At 63.6% G+C, this 18,704-nt stretch carries 17 protein-coding genes and 4 pseudogenes; 13 read left to right on the forward strand and 8 right to left on the reverse strand.

Annotated features, from left to right (window positions below):
• Positions 1-2 precede the first annotated feature (2 nt).
• Positions 3-782, forward strand: coding sequence for a CHAD domain-containing protein (locus tag QIY50_20015; GenBank protein WGV19604.1), 780 nt, complete (start codon positions 3-5; stop codon positions 780-782).
• A 75-nt stretch (positions 783-857) separates the two neighbouring features.
• On the forward strand, positions 858-1,655 hold the full coding sequence (locus QIY50_20020) for a thioesterase family protein (protein ID WGV19605.1): 798 nt from the start codon (positions 858-860) through the stop codon (positions 1,653-1,655).
• 168 nt (positions 1,656-1,823) lie between these two features.
• Here QIY50_20020 and QIY50_20025 read toward each other — a convergent pair whose 3' ends face one another.
• The 3 genes from QIY50_20025 to QIY50_20035 all read right to left on the reverse strand — a co-directional run bounded on the left by QIY50_20025 (position 1,824) and on the right by QIY50_20035 (position 4,798).
• Positions 1,824-2,192 carry a DUF962 domain-containing protein gene (locus QIY50_20025; protein ID WGV19606.1) on the reverse strand — a complete coding sequence of 123 codons (369 nt, stop codon included), beginning with the start codon at positions 2,190-2,192 and terminating at the stop codon, positions 1,824-1,826.
• 75 nt (positions 2,193-2,267) lie between these two features.
• On the reverse strand, positions 2,268-3,746 hold the full coding sequence (locus QIY50_20030; protein WGV19607.1) for a methyl-accepting chemotaxis protein: 1,479 nt from the start codon (positions 3,744-3,746) through the stop codon (positions 2,268-2,270).
• Positions 3,747-4,000: 254 nt separating this feature from the next.
• Positions 4,001-4,798, reverse strand: coding sequence for a TatD family hydrolase (locus QIY50_20035; protein WGV19608.1), 798 nt, complete (start codon positions 4,796-4,798; stop codon positions 4,001-4,003).
• Between the two features lie 158 nt (positions 4,799-4,956).
• Here QIY50_20035 and QIY50_20040 point away from each other — a divergent pair, with 158 nt between their 5' ends.
• A complete protein-coding gene (locus QIY50_20040) occupies positions 4,957-6,363 on the forward strand; it encodes a transglycosylase SLT domain-containing protein (protein ID WGV19609.1) in 1,407 nt (468 codons plus the stop codon).
• A 20-nt stretch (positions 6,364-6,383) separates the two neighbouring features.
• Here QIY50_20040 and QIY50_20045 read toward each other — a convergent pair whose 3' ends face one another.
• Positions 6,384-6,572, reverse strand: coding sequence for a hypothetical protein (locus tag QIY50_20045; protein WGV23148.1), 189 nt, complete (start codon positions 6,570-6,572; stop codon positions 6,384-6,386).
• Between QIY50_20045 and QIY50_20050 the strand changes: the two are divergent.
• The 3 genes and pseudogenes from QIY50_20050 (at position 6,537) to greB (ending at position 7,929) form a co-directional block, all read left to right on the forward strand.
• A pseudogene (locus tag QIY50_20050) lies at positions 6,537-6,916 on the forward strand (DoxX family protein). The gene QIY50_20045 and the pseudogene QIY50_20050 sit on opposite strands and share 36 nt — an antisense overlap.
• A 219-nt stretch (positions 6,917-7,135) precedes the next feature.
• A complete protein-coding gene (locus QIY50_20055) occupies positions 7,136-7,444 on the forward strand; it encodes a hypothetical protein (GenBank protein ID WGV19610.1) in 309 nt (102 codons plus the stop codon).
• A gap of 11 nt (positions 7,445-7,455) precedes the next feature.
• Positions 7,456-7,929 carry a transcription elongation factor GreB gene (gene greB, locus QIY50_20060; protein ID WGV19611.1) on the forward strand — a complete coding sequence of 158 codons (474 nt, stop codon included), beginning with the start codon at positions 7,456-7,458 and terminating at the stop codon, positions 7,927-7,929.
• A gap of 126 nt (positions 7,930-8,055) precedes the next feature.
• Here greB and QIY50_20065 read toward each other — a convergent pair.
• Both QIY50_20065 and QIY50_20070 read right to left on the reverse strand, forming a co-directional pair.
• Positions 8,056-10,564, reverse strand: a pseudogene (locus QIY50_20065) (ABC transporter permease).
• A complete protein-coding gene (locus QIY50_20070; GenBank protein ID WGV19612.1) occupies positions 10,564-11,247 on the reverse strand; it encodes an ABC transporter ATP-binding protein in 684 nt (227 codons plus the stop codon). Before QIY50_20070 ends, QIY50_20065 begins: the two are co-directional and overlap by 1 nt.
• Positions 11,248-11,257: 10 nt before the next feature.
• Here QIY50_20070 and QIY50_20075 point away from each other — a divergent pair.
• From QIY50_20075 to QIY50_20085, 3 genes and pseudogenes are all read left to right on the forward strand, one after another.
• A pseudogene (locus QIY50_20075) lies at positions 11,258-11,865 on the forward strand (arylesterase).
• Positions 11,866-11,923: 58 nt separating this feature from the next.
• Complete coding sequence (locus QIY50_20080; GenBank protein ID WGV19613.1) at positions 11,924-12,214, forward strand: hypothetical protein; 291 nt, start codon at positions 11,924-11,926, stop codon at positions 12,212-12,214.
• Positions 12,215-12,325: 111 nt separating this feature from the next.
• Entirely contained in the window at positions 12,326-13,303 is a 978-nt protein-coding gene (locus QIY50_20085) for a L,D-transpeptidase family protein (protein WGV19614.1), read from the forward strand.
• A gap of 131 nt (positions 13,304-13,434) precedes the next feature.
• Here the strand turns inward: QIY50_20085 and oprI are convergent, their stop codons facing one another.
• Positions 13,435-13,686 carry an outer membrane lipoprotei OprI gene (oprI, locus tag QIY50_20090; protein WGV19615.1) on the reverse strand — a complete coding sequence of 84 codons (252 nt, stop codon included), beginning with the start codon at positions 13,684-13,686 and terminating at the stop codon, positions 13,435-13,437.
• Positions 13,687-14,193: 507 nt separating this feature from the next.
• On the opposite strand from oprI, the gene QIY50_20095 reads away from it, so the two are divergent.
• Entirely contained in the window at positions 14,194-14,475 is a 282-nt protein-coding gene (locus tag QIY50_20095) for a GNAT family N-acetyltransferase (protein ID WGV19616.1), read from the forward strand.
• A gap of 182 nt (positions 14,476-14,657) precedes the next feature.
• Here QIY50_20095 and QIY50_20100 read toward each other — a convergent pair whose 3' ends face one another.
• The gene (locus QIY50_20100; protein ID WGV19617.1) at positions 14,658-15,734 is read right to left on the reverse strand and encodes a 3-deoxy-7-phosphoheptulonate synthase; all 1,077 of its coding nucleotides are present in this window, start codon (positions 15,732-15,734) and stop codon (positions 14,658-14,660) included.
• A 230-nt stretch (positions 15,735-15,964) separates the two neighbouring features.
• Between QIY50_20100 and QIY50_20105 the strand changes: the two genes are divergently transcribed.
• The 3 genes and pseudogenes from QIY50_20105 to cysB all read left to right on the forward strand — a co-directional run bounded on the left by QIY50_20105 (position 15,965) and on the right by cysB (position 18,639).
• Positions 15,965-16,912, forward strand: a complete 948-nt coding sequence (locus QIY50_20105; GenBank protein WGV19618.1) for a putative 2-dehydropantoate 2-reductase — start codon at positions 15,965-15,967, stop codon at positions 16,910-16,912.
• Between the two features lie 125 nt (positions 16,913-17,037).
• A pseudogene (locus QIY50_20110) lies at positions 17,038-17,536 on the forward strand (universal stress protein).
• A 128-nt stretch (positions 17,537-17,664) separates the two neighbouring features.
• Entirely contained in the window at positions 17,665-18,639 is a 975-nt protein-coding gene (cysB, locus tag QIY50_20115; protein WGV19619.1) for an HTH-type transcriptional regulator CysB, read from the forward strand.
• The last annotated feature ends 65 nt before the right edge of the window (positions 18,640-18,704 follow it).

Below are 18,704 nucleotides of genomic sequence, written 5' to 3' on the forward strand. Positions count from 1 at the left end.
CAATGTCTGCAATGCTCGATCACGTGGTTGCCCAGATAGTGGCCTTGCAGGTGCGCCTGCTGGCCTGTCGCGAACGCCTGGCTGCCGATACCGACAGCGAGGCCTTGCATGACCTGCGCACCACCCTGCGGCGCCTGCGCAGCCTGCTGCGGCCACTGCGTGGGTTGCCAGGGGTCGAGCAACTGGAGGACGCCGCCAAGTCGTTGGGTACCCTGACCACGCCGCTGCGTGACCGTGAGGTGTTGGCGGCTGAGCTGATCGGGCGTGGTTTTGCCCAGGCCGGGCAACTGCGCCTGGAAGGCCGTGACAGGACCTTCGCCAGTGTTGCCGCCAGCCCGCAGCTGACCCGGGTGCTGGCGATTGTCGACGCGTTTCCGCTGTTCCTGCGCGCAGCCGGCCGCGAAGGGTTGGTCAAGGGGCTGGAAAAGCGTGTCGACAAACGCCTGGTCAAACAGTGGCGCAAGTTGCATAAAGCGTTGCAGGACCCGGCCCACGATCGCCACCGCCTGCGTTTGCTGATCAAGCGTGCGCGCTACGGCGACGAGGCCTACCCGCAGCTCGACCATGCGGGCAAGCGATTGCGGCGCTTGCTGAAGCAGGCCCAGGGCGACCTGGGTGACTGGCATGACCGCCTGCAATGGTTGTTGCAGGCGCGCGAGCATGCCGACCTGGCACCATGCAAGGTTGCCTGGGAGCAGGAATTGCACGAGGCCGAGCGCCATTCGGATTTGACGCTGGAGGCATTGCAGCAGGCGCTGGAGCGGCGAAAGCCCGAAAAATGACCGATATGCGGGCTGATCGGCAAGGGTTTGCTGGCTAGGATGGGCAGACCCTTTCGCAGCAGGCAGGACCGGCCAATGAATTTCAACCAACTGCTCGACGCCGTGCGGGCCAACCCCGATGCGGTGAGCATCCCGCCCAGCTGGGCCCAGGGCCGCGCAGCCTTCGGCGGGCTGATGGCGGCCATGGTATATGAAGCCATGCGCCAGAAAATCTCCGATGGCCGCCCCGTGCGCTCGTTGGCCATCAGCTTCGTGGCGCCGGCCGCGGCGGATGTGCCAATCCGCTTCGAGGTGGAGGTGCTGCGTGAAGGCAAAGCCGTCAGCACCTTGCTGGGGCGTGCCATTCAAAACGGCCAGGTGGTAACCCTGGTGCAGGGTAATTTCGGTGCAGGGCGGCCGTCGGTGGTCGATGTACCGGCGCTGCCGGCCACGGAAATGAAAGCGCTCGAAGAGGCCGCTTCCGAGCTACCCCATATCAAAGGTGTTACCCCGGAGTTCATGCAGCATGTGGCTTTGCGCTGGACGGTGGGCGGGTTGCCGTTCAGTGGCAATCAGTCGCGCCAGATGGGCGGCTGGGTACGTTTGCGCGGCGTGGCCGAAGAGCCGGTCAACGAGGCACACCTGCTGGCGTTGGTCGATGCCTGGCCGCCGAGCCTGATGCCTTTTCTCAAGCAGCCTGCTGCCGGCAGTACGTTGACCTGGACCATCGAATTCATGCAGCCCACGGCGCAGTTGTCGACCCTGGACTGGTGCCACTATTGCGTGGAAACCGAATATGCGCGGGATGGTTATGGGCATGCCGCTGCTGCCTTGAGGACGGCGCAGGGCGAGTTGCTGGCCTTGAGCCGGCAGACGGTTACCGTGTTTGCCTAGCAGATACCTGCCGGCCTGCACGCTTTCCTGTAGGAGCGGCCTTGTGTCGCGAAAGGGCCGCAAAGCGGCCCCGGCAATCTTCACGGCGAAGCTGTAAGTCTGGGGCTGCTGCGCAGCCCTTTCGCGACACAAGGCCGCTCCCGCAAAAGTTTGTGCGTGATTGGAGCATCAATGGCGATGCTTGTGCCGTTCCCGCCAGGCCTTCCACCAGGCCCCGCTCAGCAAGAAGCGTGGAAAGGTGATGAACTGCTCGGTCAGCAGGCGTTGCACGGCATCCTTGCGGTTGGCGAAGGGCTCGGGTTGCTCGGCTTCCAGGCGATGGCCCTGGCGCTGCAGGCCCAGGCCGGCAATCAATGCAATGACGCCAACGGCAATCTGGCCCGGATCCAGGCCGAACAGCCCGGACAGAATCAGCAACGCGCCAAGAATGAACAACGGCACGGCGATCAGGTGCAGCACCAAGTTGGTCGGGTGGCGGTGGTTGTGGTGGTAGCCGCGCCATTGCCAGGCGGGCAGGTTGGGCAGGCGTTTGCTCATGGGCATTTCCTCTCGGTCATGCCCAAAGCTTAGTGCGGCCTCCAGGAGGGAGCCAATCGAGGCTGGCTATGGTGACTATAGCTTGAGCTGGCCAATGGCCTTGTTCAGTTCACCGGCCAGGGTTGCCAGTTCGCTGCTGGTGGTCGCCGAGCCCACGGTCTGCTGCACGGTTTGTTCAGTGACATCACGGATGCTCACTACGGCGCGGTTCATTTCTTCGGCCACCTGGCTTTGCTGCTCGGCTGCCACGGCAATCTGGGTGTTGCTTTCGCGCATCTGCGCCACGGCACCGGTAATCTCGGCCAGTGCTTCGCCGGCCTCCTGGGCCTGCCTGACGCAGTCGTCGGCCTTGTACGAGCTTTCCTGCATGAACTCCACTGCATCGCGGGTGCCAGACTGCAGGGCCGAGACCATGGTGGTGATCTCGTCGGTGGAGGTTTGCACGCGCTTGGCCAGGTTGCGCACTTCATCGGCCACCACGGCAAAGCCGCGGCCCAGGTCGCCGGCGCGCGCGGCTTCGATGGCGGCATTGAGGGCCAGCAGGTTGGTCTGCTCGGCGATGCTGTGGATCACACTGACCACGCCATTGATCTTCTGACTGTCTTCGGCCAGTTGGCGGATCATCTCGGCGGTTTGCTGCACGCCGCTGGACAACCCGGAAATCGAATCCTGAACCCGGCTGACCACCTCCTGCCCGCTACCGGCCAGGGTGTCGGCTGTTTGTGACAGGTCACGGGTGGCGCCGGCATGCTGGGCAATGTGGTGCACCGTCGCCGACATTTCGTTGATGGCGGTAGCGGCCTGGTCGGTCTCGCTCTGCTGGCCGAGCATGCCGTGGCGCACGTCGCTCATGCTTGCAGCCAGGCGCGCAGCGCCAGAGTCCAGTTGTGCGGCGGTGTGGGCAACGGTACTGACCACGCGGTGGTAGGTCGCCTGCATGGCGTTGAAGGCCCCGGCCATCTGGCCAACCTCGTCGCCACAGGCCAGTGGTACGCGGGCCGACAGGTCGCCGGTCTTTTCTACATGCAGCATCACGTCCTTTAGGGTATTGAGCTGGCTGAGCAGGAAGCGGATCAGCAGCTGCGAGGCGCCGAGCATGGCCAGCATCAGGATCAGTACGCATACCGCGTAGTTGCTGAAGCGGTCGAAGAACACCTGGCGCAGGCTCGGCGACTGGGCCAGCACTGCCATTTGCTGATCGCCCTTGCGCAGCACCTGCGCGCCATATAGCGGGTCGTTGCCGAAGAGCCGGGAGGCGGGCAGTTCGACCCAGCCTTGGGCATTGCGCAGGGCTTCGAGGGGTTCACCCGCAAAGGTGGGCGTTTGCCCGGCAGACCAGCTGATGACGTTGGTCGGTCGGGGCAGCGTCTGCCCGGCGGGCCATGCAGCCAGCAGTTGTGCCTGTGCAGCTGCCTGGGCCTGCGCGGCCTCGGCGCGTGCGCGCTGCTCCAGGTGTACGGCATAGAGCACCAGCAGCAAGGTCGTGACAAAGGCCACCGCGTTGACGGCCCAGAACTTGTACTTCAGGGAAACATTGCTAAGCCAGGCACCCATGGGCAGGTCTTCTCTGAGTTGAGCGGAAACAATATTGGCAAGGTGCCATCATTGTGCCTGCGCAAGCCAAGCCCTTTCTTGATGTGTATCAAGAAAATTCCTGCGTCTGTAATAGGTTTTCTTGGGACAACTAATTTGTACTGCCTGTACAGGCCTCATCGCCGGCAAGCCAGCTCCCACAGGTACTGCACATGGCTTGAAGTCGATGCGATCGATGTGGGAGCTGGCTTGCCGGCGATAGGGCCCCTACAGGTTCAGGGGAGTTGGAAAAACGCCCGCGCCGTCGCTGTGGTATGCGCCGCCGTATGCTCGGCCGACTCACCCCGGTGCAAGGCCACTTCGCGCAACACCTCCGGCAGGAACGCCGGTTCGTTGCGCCCGTTCTTCGGCTTGGGCCGCAGGCTGCGCGGTAAAAGGTAAGGCGCATCGCTCTCCAGCATCAGCCGCCCTTCGGCAATGTTGCCCACCAGCGAATGCAGGTGGGTGCCACGGCGTTCATCGCAGATCCAGCCGGTAATACCGATGTGCAGGTCCATGTCCAGGTAGGCGAACAGCGCGTCGCGCTCGCCGGTAAAGCAGTGCACTACTGCGCCGGGCAGGTGGTCGCGGTAATCCTTGAGGATCGCCAGCAGGCGTTCGCTGGCGTCGCGTTCGTGCAGAAACACCGGCAGGCGCAGCTCGGCTGCCAGTGCCAGCTGAGCCTCCAGGGCTTTTTCCTGCAGCGGTCGAGGGGAGAAGTCACGGTTGAAGTCCAGGCCGCATTCACCCACGGCGCGTACACGTGGTTCACTCAACAGCTGGCGCAACTGGCGCTCGCTGCCGACATCCCAGGCCTTGGCATCGTGGGGATGTACGCCTGCCGTGGCGAACAGGTGCGCGCCGCCGGCATCCAGTTGCTGGCAAAGTTCCAGCGCCTGTTCGCTGACCGCCAGGCTGGTGCCCGTCAGCACCATCTGCGTGACCCCGGCCTCAAGGGCGCGCTCGACGATTGCCGCCTGCTGGTCGTGGAAACTGCTGTTGGTCAGGTTGACGCCGATATCGATCAGTTGCATGGTGCTACCTCGTGCCGCGGGTCGGCCAGCATAACAAAAACCGTGTTTTTCTGAAAAAACCAAGAACTTCATGCTGTTGCCATGGTCTTTTACCGTCATTTCTCTCCTGGCGGTGCAACCCCATGGATGCCGCCCACCGACCACGGACACGACTTCGCATGCAGCGATGCTGGCTCATTTTCCTGCTGACGCTGGGGCTGACCTTGACAGGGCCCGCCCACGCACGCGCGCCAGGGCCGCAGCAGAGCATCCCGCCGACCAAGATCCGTGATCTGCAACAGATTCGCACCAGCCAGGTGTTACGGGTGCTGGTCAACCAGAGCCGCAACAGCTCTGGTGAGGTCAAGGGTGAGCCGGTCGGCATCGAATATTATCGCCTGCGTGCCCTGGAGCACTATCTCAATGCCCGCGCCGCTGACGGCCAGGAGATCCAGCTCAAGCTGATCCCTCGGGCCAAGGAGCAGCTGCTGGGCGCCTTGGCCCGTGGCGAGGGCGACCTGGCCGCGCCGGGCGAGCTGCTCGACCTTGGCGTGGTGCGCGGGGTCAGCAGCAGTGCGCCGGTGCTCGACCAGGTGCCGCTGCTGCTGGTGGGGCGCAAGGGCGAACGCAGCTTCAGCCATGTCGAGCAGTTGTCCGGGCGTACCGTGGCCCTGACCAGCGCCAGTGCCGCTGGCCCGTTGATCCAGCAGGTCAACCAGCAGCTGGCGCTGCGCAAGCGCGCGCCGATCAAGGTGGAGTGGGTCGACTCGACCCTGGCGGTGGAGGATGTGCTGGAAATGGTCCAGGCTGGCATCTATCACCTGACCGTGGTCGAGCAGCCGATCGCCCGGCGCTGGGCCCGGGTGATGCCGCGCCTGCGCCTGGACAGCCGCGTGAAAATGGGGGCGCCGCAAGCCATGCGTTGGTATGTGAGGCCCGATGCGCCGCAGTTGCTGGCCACGGTCGATCGCTTTCTGCAGGGTTACCGCGCGCCGGACAACCAGGACGCCGCGTTCGAGCGCATCTACCGCCGCCAGTACCGGGTACACGACCCGTTGGCCAGCAGGAATCGCCAGCGCCTGACCGCGCTGCGTGCGGTGCTGCAGAAGCACGGTGAGGCGCAGCAGATCGATTGGCTCAACCTTGCCGCACTGGCCTTCAAGGAATCGACGCTCGACCCGGCAGCGCGCGGCACCGGCGGGGCGCATGGCCTGATGCAGATTACTCCGTCGGCGGCGCAGCGCGTGGGGGTGAGCAACACCGCCACGGTGGATGGCAATGTCCAGGCCAGTGCCCGCTACCTGGCGCTGATTCGGCGCAAGTTCTTTGCCAGTGCCAGAATCAACGAACGCGAGCGCATGGCCTTCGTGCTGGCGGCCTACAACCTGGGGCCCGAGCGGGTCCAGGCCATGCGCGCCGAAGCGCGGCGGCGTGGGCTGAATGGCGATCAATGGTTCTTCCAGACCGAACGCATCGCCATGGAGCAGGTGGGCATGGGGCCGGTCAACTTCGTCAATAGCGTGAACAAGTACTTTGTAGCGTTCAATCGGGAGCGTGCCGCGCTGGAGCGTGTGGCGAAGCGCTGACAAATCGATTTTGTCGATTGTTATGTTGGGTTTTTTGCGATTTTCATATCTATTGAATCGATTATGATGGCGCCCATCCCAACACAACTTTCCCGCTTCAAGGAGTTTTCGACATGAACAACGCTACCCTCAACGCTCTGTTCTCCACCCGCGCCGGCGCTGGCCTGAGCGTCATCCGTATCCTGCTCGGCATCATCTTCATCGCGCATGGTGCGCAAAACAACTGTTCGGCATGTTCGGCGGCTATGGCCTGGAAGGCACCGGCCAATGGATGGAGAGCATCGGCCTGGCCCCGGGTTACCTGATGGCGCTGCTGTCCGGTAGTGCCGAGTTCTTTGGCGGCCTGGCCCTGGTGATCGGCCTGCTGGCCCGCCCCGCGGCTCTGGTGCTGGCAGTGACCCTGGTGGTGGCGATCCTCTCGGTGCACATCGGCAACGGCCTGTTCATGTCCAACAACGGTTATGAGTTCGGCCTGGCCCTGCTGGCCGGTACCGTCGCGGTACTGATCGAAGGCGCTGGCCGTTTCTCGCTGGACCGCCTGATCGCTCGCTGATACCGCATACGCCAAGATACAAGCCCAGGCCGTTCACTTTCGGCCTGAGGCTTGTATCTTGCCGCTTGTAGCTCTAGCATACCGACTGCGCCGATTTAAACAGCTACTTGCGGGGCGCAGGAAGCCCACCTCCGGGTCATCCGAAATACCGCTAAAGCGCTGGTTCGGTGACGCCTCCCACCGCTGCCCAGCGGGATTCGCGAGGCGGAGAGAAGCTCCATGAGTTGCCCACGTACCAGTGTCTGTTTGAGCCCCTTGCCTGCCAGCCAGGTTTCCCGCACACCGCGCATCCTGCTCGGCGGCCAGCATCAACCCACTCTTTTACGTCACCTTGAAGGCCTGTCCCGGCGCAAGGGCCAGGCGCGTGCATTTCTGATCCAGTTCGCCGATACCGGCTGCCACCTCGCGCAGTATGGCAATGACCGTTTCGACCTGGCTGTGATCCAGGCCCCGGCGCCGGACGAGGCCGCCGAAATCATCGGCCACCTCACCCGTATCGCGCGCCAAGGCCTGATTACCCGCCGCTGAGGAGCGCGCTGTTGAGCACCAACATCATTACCACGGAAGGCCATGAGGCGCTGAAGAAAGAGCTGGACCACCTGTGGCGGGTGTACCGCCCGGAGATCACCCAGAAGGTAACCTGGGCGGCATCGCTGGGTGACCGCAGCGAGAACGCCGACTATCAGTACAACAAGAAGCTGCTGCGCGAGATCGACCGTCGGGTGCGTTACCTGCGCAAGCGTCTTGAAGATGTGAAGGTGGTGGCTTACTCGCCGCAGCAGGAGGGCAAGGTGTTCTTCGGTGCCTGGGTAGAGATCGAGAACGATGAGGGCGAGACCATGAAGTTTCGCATTGTCGGTTATGACGAGATCTATGGGCGCAATGACTACATCTCGATCGACTCGCCCATGGCTCGTGCCCTGCTGAAAAAGGAGGAGGGTGACGAGGTGGTGGTGCACACGCCTACCGGTGAAGCGACCTGGTATGTGAACAGCATCAGCTACGGGCAGTGATCTGATGTTGCCTGGGCCGGCCTTTTCGCGGGCTTGCCCGCTCCCACAGGTTTACCAGCGCATTTGAAGGTTGTGCCGGCGTGGTGGGAGCGGGCAAGCCCGCGAAGAGGCCGGCACAGGCAACCCTCAACTTTCGCGCAACACCGCCAACGGGCTGGCATTCAACGCCCGCCGCGTTCCCAGCACCCCCGCACCACCCACCAACAGCGCCCCTGCCAGCGGCAACACCAACAGCCACATATGCGGGCTCCATTGCAGGTCGAAGGCGTAGCGGTACAGCACCAGGGTAATCAGCTCGCACCCGACCGCGGCCAGCAAGCCGCTGGCCGCACCCAGCAAGCCGAACTCGATCCGCCGTGCCCTGACCAGTAGTGGCCGCGCCGCGCCCAGTGCACGCAGCAAGGCACCCTGGCGAATGCGCTCGTCCAGCGTTGCCTGCAAGCCGGCGAACAGTACCGCCAGCCCGGCCGCCAGCACGAAAAGCAACACGTACTCCACCGCCAGGGTCACCTGGGCCAGGATGCTGCGCAACTGATCGAGCAAGGCGTCCACCTGCAGAATGGTCACCGCCGGGAATGCCCGTGACAGCGCCACCACATCCAGGTCATGGCCCGCTGCCAGATAGAAGCTGGTCAGATAGGTGGTTGGCAGCCCCTGGCAGCGTGCCGGGCTGGAAGATCATGTAGAAGTTCGGCTGGAAGCTGTCCCAGTGCACGCTGCGCAGGCTGCTGACCCGTGCCTGGCGCTGCTGGCCGCCGATGTCGAAGGTCAGCAGGTCACCCAGTTGCAGCTTCAGGCTGTTGGCCAGTTCCGCCTCCACCGATACACCGGGGATTTCATCTGCGGCGGGCAGCGCCTGCCACCAGTTGCCGCCCGTCAAGGCGTTGCCTTCGGGCAGTTCGGCCGCCCAGGTCAGGCTGAGGTCGCGCTGCACGGCACGTTCGCCTGCCGAGTCCTTGCTGACCACCTGCTGCACCGGTTGCTCATTGATACGCACCAGGCGGCCAGGTGTCACCGGGTACAGCGGCGCCGAGGTTGCATTGACCTGCTGCAGGTGGCGGGCGAAGGGCTCACGGTCATCCGGCAGGATGTTCAGGGCGAAATGGTTGGGTGCATCCTTGGGCAGCTGCGCTTGCCAGGTGTCGAGCAGTTCCGCACGCAGCAGGGCGACCAGGGCCATGGCCAGCAGGATCAGGCCGAAGGCCAGGGCCTGGCCGGCAGCGGCCATGGGGTGGCGCAGCAGTTGGCCCAGCCCCAGGCGCCAGGTCAGTGGGGCCCCGCCCAGCAACTGGCGCAGGCTGCGCAAACCGAGTAGCAGCAGGCCGCCGAGCAGCAGCGCGGCGACCAGGCCGCCACCGAGCAGGGCGAAGGTGAGCAGCAGGTCGAGGCTCAGCCGCCACATGATCAGGCCCAGGGCGAACAGCGCCGCGCCGTACACCAGCCAGCTGCTGGGCGGTATCGGCAGCAGGTCGCGGCGTAGCACGCGCAGCGGTGGCACCTGGCCCAGCGCGGCGATTGGCGGCAGGGCGAAACCGGCCAGGGCCACCAGCCCGGTAGCGATGCCGGCCATGGCCGGGACGATGCCGCCTGCAGGTACCACGCTCGGCAGCAAGCCGTGCAGCAGGCGGAACAGGCCCAGTTGGGCCAGCCAGCCGAGCAGGGCGCCGGCCAGCGCTGCGACCAGGCCGAGCATGGCCAATTGCAGGCAGTACAGGCCCAGCGCCTGGCGGCGCGAAAGGCCCAGGCAGCGCAGCAGGGCGCTGGCGTCCAAGCGGCGTGCGGCATAGCGGCTGGCCGACAGGGCCACGGCGACGCCTGCCAGCAGCACGGCCACCAGGCTGGCCATGTTCAGGTAGCGCTCGGCCTTGCCCAGGGCGCCGCCAACCTGCTGGTTACCATCGCGAGTGTCGCGCAGGCGCTGGTTGGCGGCCAGGTCCTTGTTCAGTGCCTCGCGGTACCGGGTCAACGCTTCGGCATCGCCGCGCCACAGGTCGCGGTAGGTAACCCGGCTACCCGGCTGGATCACGCCGGTGGCCGGCAGATCGGCCAGGTTCATCATTACCCGAGGGGTAAGGCTGTAAAAGTTGTTGGCGCGGTCCGGTTCGTAGGTCAGCACGCGGCTCATGCGCAAGGTTTTCATGCCCACGTCGATGCTGTCGCCAACCTTCAGTCCCAGTGCCGCCAGCAGGCGTGGTTCGACCCATGCTTCGCCGGGTGCCGGGCCGCCGCCCGGGGTTTCTGCGGCATACGGCGCCGCGGCGCTGCGCACTTGCCCGCGCAACGGGTAGGCACCATCGGCAGCCTTGACGCTGGACAGCTGGATGCCGTTGTCGCCGCCGACAACGCTGGTGAATTCGACCACCCGGGCGTGGCGCAGGCCTAGTGCCTTGCCGGCCTCGATCTGCTGGTCGCGGGCCGGGGCGCTGCCCTGTAGCACCAGGTCGGCACCGAGGAACTCGCTGGCACGCAGTTGCATGGCACCGTTGAGGCGGGCACCGAAATAGCCGATGGCAGTGCTCGCTGCCACCGCCACCAGCAGGGCGAAGAACAACACGCGCACTTCGCTGGCGCGGATGTCGCGCAGCAACTGGCGCAGGGCCAGGCCGCACAGGCGGGACAGCGGCATGTGGTTCATCAGACCTCCACCGGGGCCACCAGGCGGCCCGCATCCAGGCGGATCTGGCGGCGGCAGCGCCGGGCCAGGCGTTCGTCATGGGTAACCAGCACCAGGGTGGTGCCGCGCTCCTTGTTTAGTTCGAACAGCAGATCGCTGATACGCTCGCCGGTGTGGCTGTCGAGGTTGCCGGTAGGTTCGTCGGCGAACAGCACTGCCGGTTGCGCGGCGAAGGCGCGGGCGATGGCCACCCGTTGCTGTTCGCCGCCCGAAAGCTGGCGCGGGGTATGGCTCAGGCGCTTGCCCAGGCCGACCCGTTCGAGCAAAGTGCGCGCATGTTCGCGGGCATCGCGGCGGCCATCCAGTTCCAGGGGCAACATGACGTTCTCCAGGGCATTGAGGCTGTCGAGCAGCTGGAACGACTGGAATACGAAGCCCACATGTTCGGCGCGCACCCGTGCGCGTTGGTCTTCATCCAGCGGCCCAAGGTCGTGACCAGCGAGGATGACCTTGCCGGCACTGGGCTGGTCGAGACCGGCGAGCAGGCCGAGCAGGGTCGACTTGCCCGAGCCCGAGGCGCCGACAATGGCCAGGCTGTCGCCCTGGGCCAGGTCGAGAGACAGCGCGTGCAGGATGGTCAGGTCACCTTCCGCGCTGGGGACCACTTTGCTAAGGTTCTGCGCAACGAGAATGCTGGGGCCCATGGAGAATCCGATGCGAGTGTGGTGGTTGAGTGCCGGTCTGGCCCTGTATTGCCTGGCCCAGAGCGCGGCGGCGGGAACACTTCTGGTTGTCGGCGATAGTATCAGCGCCGGTTTTGGCCTGGATACCCGCCAGGGCTGGGTGTCCCTGTTGCAGACCCGCCTGCGGGACGAAGGTTTCGACGACAAAGTGGTCAATGCATCGATCAGCGGTGACACCAGTGCCGGTGGCCAGGCGCGGCTGCCGGCGCTGCTTGCAGCACACAAGCCGAGCCTGGTGGTGCTGGAACTGGGCGGCAACGACGGCCTGCGCGGGCAGCCGCCAGCGCAATTGCAACAAATTATCTTGCCTCGATGATCGAGAGTGCGCGCAAGGCCGGTGCCAAGGTGGTGCTGCTGGGCATGCGCCTGCCACCCAATTATGGCCTGCGCTACACCACTGCCTTCGCCCAGGTTTATGAACGGCTGGCGACAGAGAAACAGGTTCCGCTGGTGCCGTTTTTCCTCGAGGGGGTAGGGGGCGTGCCGGAATTGATGCAGGCGGATGGTATTCACCCGGCCCAGGCCGCCCAGCAGCGCCTGCTGGAAAATGCCTGGCCGGCGATAAAACCCTTGCTGTGACGCTTTAAACGGCGCCGGCTTTCGGCTAATGTTGCGCCCCCCGTTTCGAGTGCCACCAATGCCGCGCCCTGCCTGGTCCCTGTACGCCTACCAACTGATCGAGCCTGATGAGCAGCTCGACCTGTTTGCCTGCCAGGAAATCCGCGTCCACCTGGTGGCCCGCCAGCTCGAGCTGGGCGTACCGGCTGACCGCACGTTGTGCGGTGGCCTGTTGCCGGCGCAACCGCGCTGGTCGGGGGTGCCGCGCTCGATCTACCGCGACGGCCGCCTGTGCGACCTGTGCCGCGCCATTCTAGATGCGCAGCGGCGCGGCATGCGCCCGGTGTGGCCGGAACTGCAGGGCGGCTGAACAGCGCACCTTTCATCATCTGAAACGCTTGCATGGTGCCAATGCCTCCCGCTTGCATCGGCGCGGGTGTACAATCGATTCTCTTGACCCACCTTTCGAAGGATTTACCGGATGTTGCCGCGCTTTCCTGCCGTCACCCGTAGCCTGTCCCTGGCCGCCCTGCTGGTAGCAGGCCCCGCTGCTGCGCTGGAGCTGCCACTGCCACCACCCGGTGAAGACATCATCGGCCAGGTGCAGGTGATCAAGGCAAAGTACGAGGACACGTTCGCCGATATCGGCACTGCCAACGACCTCGGCTACCTGGAAATGATCGCTGCCAACCCGGGCGTAGACCCATGGCTGCCAGGAGCGGGCACCGAGATCATCCTGCCCACCCGCTACATCCTGCCGCCTGGCCCGCGTGAAGGCATCGTCATCAACCTGGCCGAATACCGCATGTACTACTTCCCGAAAGGGCAGAATGTGGTGCATACCTTCCCGCTGGGCATTGGCCGTGAAGGCTGGGGTTCACCGATCGCCAACACCAAGATCACCGCCAAGACGCCAAACCCGACCTGGACCCCGCCAGCGTCGATCCGCGCCGAGCACGCGGCTGATGGCGATATCCTGCCGAGCGTGGTGCCGGCCGGTCCGGACAACCCGCTGGGGCCGTTCAAGTTCACCCTCGGGGTGCCGGGCTACCTGATCCACGGCTCTAACAAGAAGTTCGGCATTGGCATGCGTACCAGCCACGGTTGTTTCCGCATGCTCAACAACAATGTGCTGGAACTGTCGAAGATGGTGCCGGTGGGGACGCCGGTGCGCATCATCAACGAGCCCTACAAGTTCGGTATCAGTGGCGGCAAGGTCTATCTGGAGGCACACACGCCGCTGGACGACCAGGGTAATCCGTCGGTGGTCGATAAACACACTGCAGTCATCAACGCCTTGCTCAAGCGTGAAGACCTGGCCAATAACCTGCGCATGAACTGGGACATGGTGCGTGACGTGGTGGCCGCGGAAGATGGCATGCCGGTCGAAATTGCCGTGCCGACCGAAAGCCAGGGTGGCGCGCCGATGGTTTCGAGCATTCCGCCCGAACTGCAGTAAGGTTATTGCGACATACCCGGGCCTGCCTTAGTGCAGGCCTTTTCGTTTCTGCCTGGCGCGTTTGCCTTGTCGCAGGCAATAAAAAAGCCGACCCACAAGTGGGTCGGCTCCATAACAATCCGTGAGGATTATTACTTGCGGCTGGCTTTGTCCAGCATACGCAGAGCGCGCTCGTTGGCTTCGTCAGCGGTCTGCTGAGCCTTCTGAGCGGCTGCCAGTGCGTCGTCAGCCTTACGGTAGGCTTCGTCAGCACGAGCTTGAGCGCGAGCTGCTGCGTCTTCAGTCGCAGTCAGACGAGCTTCGGTTTCTTTGGATACGCTGCTGCAACCGGTAGCCAGAACTGCGGCCAGAGCCAGAGCAGAGAATTTCAGAACGTTGTTCATCGTGTTCCCCTTCAAGGACTTTCTATTAAATAGCCATCTCTCGGAAAAGAGAAACTGGCCGGCGTACATAGTACCCATTACTTGTAGTAAGTAAACTGACTAAGCGCAAGAACTGCAAAAAAAATGTTGCTTGACGCCTTTCCGACAAGATTTGCGACACGCCTGTGAAAAAAACGTGCAGGGACCGCAAGCGTTTGTAGTACGGGAACTTTTTTGTTGAACTAGCGGTGACTTTAACTGTCGTTCAGCGTCTTAAGCCCTAGTACATCCGGTGGCCGTTGGCGTGCAAGCAAGAGTCGCTCTGGCTGCATTCCAGCCATTTTTAACCGCCACCACCTTGAGCAATCCCGCCCGCGGCGCCTACTATCTTGTGAGTGCCAGAGGATCCGAACGATTGCAATCGTCCAGTGGTCGAAGTGGGCAACAGGTGGCGTAGAGGATTCTGTGCCGGATAAACCACCATCGGTTAAGGTATGGGTCTGCCGACAAGACCTGCGAGGAGTAGTGATGAGCGAAGCGCTGACCATCCACCATGACCAGGCCGGTCATCAGTTCGAGACCAACGTGGACGGTCATCGTGCCTATCTGACGTACATGGATCTGGGCAAGCAGACGCTGGACATCTATCGCACCTTCGTACCCAACGCCCTGCGCGGCCGCGGGATTGCTGCCGCCCTGACCGAACGGGCCCTGGAGTACGCGGAACAGATGGGCTACACGGTGATCCCGTCCTGCTCGTACGTGGAGCGCTACATGGAGCGCCAGCAGCGGCAGTCGAGCAAGGTCTGATTCCGTAAAAAAGCGGGGCCGCTGCGCGTTCCATCGCAGGCAAGCCAGCTCCCACAGGGATCGCGCCAGCTTTTAGAAATTGAGCAAGACAGTTGCTCCCACATTCAAAGCATTACGCTGTACATGTGGGAGCTGGCTTGCCTGCGATGGGGCGCGCAGCGGCCCCGCTTTTTTTGGGTCAATCAGCCGCGCTTGCGCTGCGGCAGCACATCTTTCAGCTTGGCCCGCATGCTGCGCAGGGTCTTCTCGGTCGCCGACCAGTCGATGCAGGCATCGGTGATAGACACGCCATACTGCAGCTCGTCCAGGTTCTTCGGAATCGACTGGCAGCCCCAGTTCAGGTGGCTCTCGACCATCAGGCCGATGATCGACTGGTTGCCTTCGAGAATCTGGTTGGCGACGTTCTCCATCACCAACGGTTGCAGGGCCGGGTCCTTGTTGGAGTTGGCGTGGCTGCAGTCGACCATGATGTTGGCCTTGATCCTGGCCTTGGCCAGGTCCTGCTCACAAAGGGCGACACTGACCGAGTCGTAATTCGGCTTGCCGTTGCCGCCGCGCAGTACCACGTGGCCGTACGGGTTGCCCTTGGTGGTGACGATCGACACGCCACCTTCCTGGTTGATGCCGAGGAAGCGGTGCGGTTTGGACACCGACTGCAGGGCATTGATGGCAACGGTCAGGCCGCCGTCGGTGCCATTCTTGAAGCCGACTGCCGAGGACAGGCCCGAAGCCATCTCGCGGTGGGTCTGGGATTCGGTGGTGCGAGCGCCGATGGCCGACCAGCTGATCAGGTCCTGCAGGTATTGCGGGGAAATCGGGTCGAGCGCTTCGGTGGCGGTCGGCAGGCCCATTTCGGCCAGGTCCAGCAGCAGCTTGCGGCCGATGTGCAGACCATCCTGGATCTTGAACGAGTCATCCAGGTACGGGTCGTTGATCAGGCCTTTCCAGCCGACGGTGGTGCGCGGTTTTTCGAAATACACGCGCATTACCAGGTACAGCGTGTCAGACACTTCCTCGGCCAGCACTTTCAGGCGCTCGGCGTACTCGTGGGCGGCCTTGATGTCGTGGATCGAGCAGGGGCCGACCACGACGAACAGGCGATGGTCCTTGCCGTCGAGAATATTGCGCACCACTTCACGGCCGGCAGTCACGGTCTGCAGGGCCTTGGCGCTGAGGGGGATTTCCTTCTTGAGCTGATCGGGGGTGATCAGGGTCTCGTTGGAGGCAACGTTCAAGTCATCGATCGGTAAATCAGCCATCGTGTTACTCGTCAGGTCACGGTGCCGGCCGCCAACTATCCCCGTGCGGCCCAGCAGCAAGAATAATCGCAGCGGGGAGCCGAACCTTAGCGCGTTACAGGTGGCGCGACAATGGGCTGGGCCCAGTCTGTGTGGGGTTTTTCCGAGATGACAGGTGTTTGCCACGCAGAGGCTGCCCAGCGCTGCGCAACCTGTGTAAAAAGAGGGCTGACCTTTACCTGGAGATCGGCATGCATCCGCACACACCACGAATCGGCATCATCGGCAGTGGCGCCATCGGCGGCTTCTATGGGTTGATGCTGGCCCGGGCCGGCTTCGATGTGCATTTTCTGCTGCGCAGCGAGTACGAGGTTGTCCGCGAGCAGGGGTTAGCGCTGGACAGTGCCGTGCATGGCACCGTGCAGATGAAGGTGCAGGCGTATGCCAGTGCAGCCGAAATGCCACCCTGCGACTGGCTGCTGGTGGGGGCCAAGGCCACCAGCAATGACCAGTTGGCACCGCTGATCGTGCAGGCGGCCGCGCCGGGTGCCAAGGTGGTACTGCTGCAGAACGGCCTGGGCGTGGAGGCGCAGTTGCGCCCGGCGTTGCGCAGCGACATGCACCTGCTTGGCGGCCTGTGTTTCATCTGCGTCAACCGCCAGGCGCCCGGTGTGATCCGCCACCAGGCCCTGGGGGCGGTCAATCTTGGCTACCACAGTGGGCCGGCCAGCGATGGCGGCAGCGCGCTGGTCAATGAAGGCGTGGGGCTTTTCCAGGCGGCGGGCATCGACTCGCAGGCCATGCCCGACCTGGCCCTGGCGCGCTGGCAGAAGCTGGTGTGGAACGTGCCCTACAACGGCCTGTCGGTGCTGCTCGCCGCCAGCACCACGGCGCTGATGGCGGACAGCCATAGCCGCACCTTGATCCAGGCCTTGATGGCCGAGGTGGTGCAGGGCGCGGCGGCGTGTGGCCATGTGTTGCCTGAGGGGTATGCCGAGCACCTGTTCCAGGTGACCGAGCGCATGCCCGACTACTGGCCCAGCATGTACCACGACCATGTCCACAAGCGCCCGCTGGAGCTACAGGCCATCTATGCCGAGCCGTTGGCGCAGGCGCGTGCGGCAGGCTGCCGTTTGCCGCGGATGGAGATGCTGTACCAGGCGCTGGCCTTCATCAACCGTGGCGAGCAGCCCCGCTGAGGGCGGCTTCGCCCGCGCCCGGGGCTCTGCAGCCCTCGCCGGCAGCGCGCCAGACGGCAAAGCGTGTGTCCGGCGCGCTGCTAAGCTGAAGCTTGCTCTGCCGCAGCGGCAGTCGAGGAGGTCGAATGATCCACTCCATGCTGTACGCCACCGACCTCGGTGTCTACGCCCCTTCTTGTCATGCAGCACGCGCTGGCGCTGGCGCGCACATTCGGCGCCGAGTTGTATGTGATCCACGCGGTAGAGCCCATGGGCCAGTTCGCTGAATCTCTCCTGCAAAGCTACCTCGATGAACAGACGCTCGACCAACTGCACAGCCAGGGGGTGAACACGGTGATGGCCAACATCGAGCAGCGTGTGTTGGAAAACTTTCGCGACGAACTGGGCGAGGAGGCCGACCTGGCGGTGATCAAGGCGGTGCGGGTACGCCAGGGAGACCCGGCGCAGGTGATCCTTGAGCAGGCGCAGCGGCTGAGCGTCGACTTGCTGATTTTCGGTAGCCACAGTGCTGGTGCCGGCGTGGATGTGCCATTGGGGCGCACGGCGGTACGGCTGCTGCAGCTGTCGCCAGTGCCGGTGTACATGGTGCCGTTGGCGCACCATTTGGGGCGTAGGAAAGCATGAAGATGGCTGTAGGCCATTTCGATAGGTATGTAACAAAATAGTTCTAGATTTATTTCCAGAACCACTAATATAGTTATATATCGTCGCCGCCTGCTGCCGCGGACTCATCGCTGAACCGAGGGGAACCTATGAAGCTTCAACAACTGCGCTACATCTGGGAAGTGGCGCACCATGACCTCAACGTCTCCGCGACGGCGCAAAGCCTGTATACCTCCCAGCCAGGTATCAGCAAGCAGATCCGCCTGCTCGAGGATGAACTGGGTGTTGAAGTCTTTGCCCGCAGCGGCAAGCACCTGACCCGCGTCACCCCGGCCGGTGAGCGCATCATCACGACCGCCGGCGAAATCTTGCGCAAGGTCGAAAGCATCAAGCAGATTGCCCAGGAGTTCTCCAACGAGAAGAAGGGCACGCTGTCCATCGCCACCACCCACACCCAGGCGCGTTACGCCTTGCCGCCGGTGATCAGCAGCTTCATCAAGCAGTACCCGGAAGTGTCCTTGCACATGCACCAGGGTTCGCCCATGCAGATTGCCGAGATGGCCGCCGACGGTACCGTCGACTTCGCCATCGCCACCGAAGCGCTGGAGCTGTTCGGCGACCTGATCATGATGCCGTGCTACAAGTGGAACCGCTGCGTGGTGGTGCCGCAAGGTCACCCGCTGGCCAAGCTGCCGAAGCTGACCCTGGAAGCTGTGGCCGAATACCCGATCGTCACCTATGTATTCGGGTTTACCGGGCGCTCGAAGCTGGACGAGGCCTTCAACCACCGTGGCCTTACGCCGAAGGTGGTGTTCACTGCGGCAGACGCCGACGTGATCAAGACTTATGTGCGCCTGGGGTTGGGCGTGGGTATCGTCGCCGGCATGGCCGTGGACGCCAAGCTCGACAGCGACCTGGTGGCACTGGATGCCAGCGAGTTGTTCGAAGCCAGCATCACCAAGATCGGCTTCCGCCGTGGCACCTTCCTGCGCGGCTTCATGTGCGACTTCATCGAGAAGTTCGCCCCTCACCTGACCCGTGAAGTGATGGCCAAGGCCATTCAGTGCCATAACAAGCAGGAGCTGGAAGAGCTGTTCGAAGGCGTCGAACTGCCGGTGCACTGATCCAGAATTGCAGGGGGCCGCTTTGCGGCCCATCGCGACACAAGGCCGCTCCTACAGGAGATCAC

The organism is Pseudomonas putida (assembly GCA_029953615.1).
Taxonomy (GTDB): Bacteria; Pseudomonadota; Gammaproteobacteria; order Pseudomonadales; family Pseudomonadaceae; genus Aquipseudomonas.

Coding starts and splice junctions, on each gene's coding strand:
- QIY50_20015 (WGV19604.1), top strand. CDS start 3: ATGTCTGCAATGCTCGATCACGTGGTTGCCCAGATAGTGGCCTTGCAG.
- QIY50_20020 (WGV19605.1), top strand. CDS start 858: ATGAATTTCAACCAACTGCTCGACGCCGTGCGGGCCAACCCCGATGCG.
- QIY50_20025 (WGV19606.1), bottom strand. CDS start 2,192: ATGAGCAAACGCCTGCCCAACCTGCCCGCCTGGCAATGGCGCGGCTAC.
- QIY50_20030 (WGV19607.1), bottom strand. CDS start 3,746: ATGGGTGCCTGGCTTAGCAATGTTTCCCTGAAGTACAAGTTCTGGGCC.
- QIY50_20035 (WGV19608.1), bottom strand. CDS start 4,798: ATGCAACTGATCGATATCGGCGTCAACCTGACCAACAGCAGTTTCCAC.
- QIY50_20040 (WGV19609.1), top strand. CDS start 4,957: ATGCAGCGATGCTGGCTCATTTTCCTGCTGACGCTGGGGCTGACCTTG.
- QIY50_20045 (WGV23148.1), bottom strand. CDS start 6,572: ATGCGCGATGAAGATGATGCCGAGCAGGATACGGATGACGCTCAGGCC.
- QIY50_20055 (WGV19610.1), top strand. CDS start 7,136: ATGAGTTGCCCACGTACCAGTGTCTGTTTGAGCCCCTTGCCTGCCAGC.
- QIY50_20070 (WGV19612.1), bottom strand. CDS start 11,247: ATGGGCCCCAGCATTCTCGTTGCGCAGAACCTTAGCAAAGTGGTCCCC.
- QIY50_20080 (WGV19613.1), top strand. CDS start 11,924: ATGCCGCGCCCTGCCTGGTCCCTGTACGCCTACCAACTGATCGAGCCT.
- QIY50_20085 (WGV19614.1), top strand. CDS start 12,326: ATGTTGCCGCGCTTTCCTGCCGTCACCCGTAGCCTGTCCCTGGCCGCC.
- oprI (WGV19615.1), bottom strand. CDS start 13,686: ATGAACAACGTTCTGAAATTCTCTGCTCTGGCTCTGGCCGCAGTTCTG.
- QIY50_20095 (WGV19616.1), top strand. CDS start 14,194: ATGAGCGAAGCGCTGACCATCCACCATGACCAGGCCGGTCATCAGTTC.
- QIY50_20100 (WGV19617.1), bottom strand. CDS start 15,734: ATGGCTGATTTACCGATCGATGACTTGAACGTTGCCTCCAACGAGACC.
- QIY50_20105 (WGV19618.1), top strand. CDS start 15,965: ATGCATCCGCACACACCACGAATCGGCATCATCGGCAGTGGCGCCATC.
- cysB (WGV19619.1), top strand. CDS start 17,665: ATGAAGCTTCAACAACTGCGCTACATCTGGGAAGTGGCGCACCATGAC.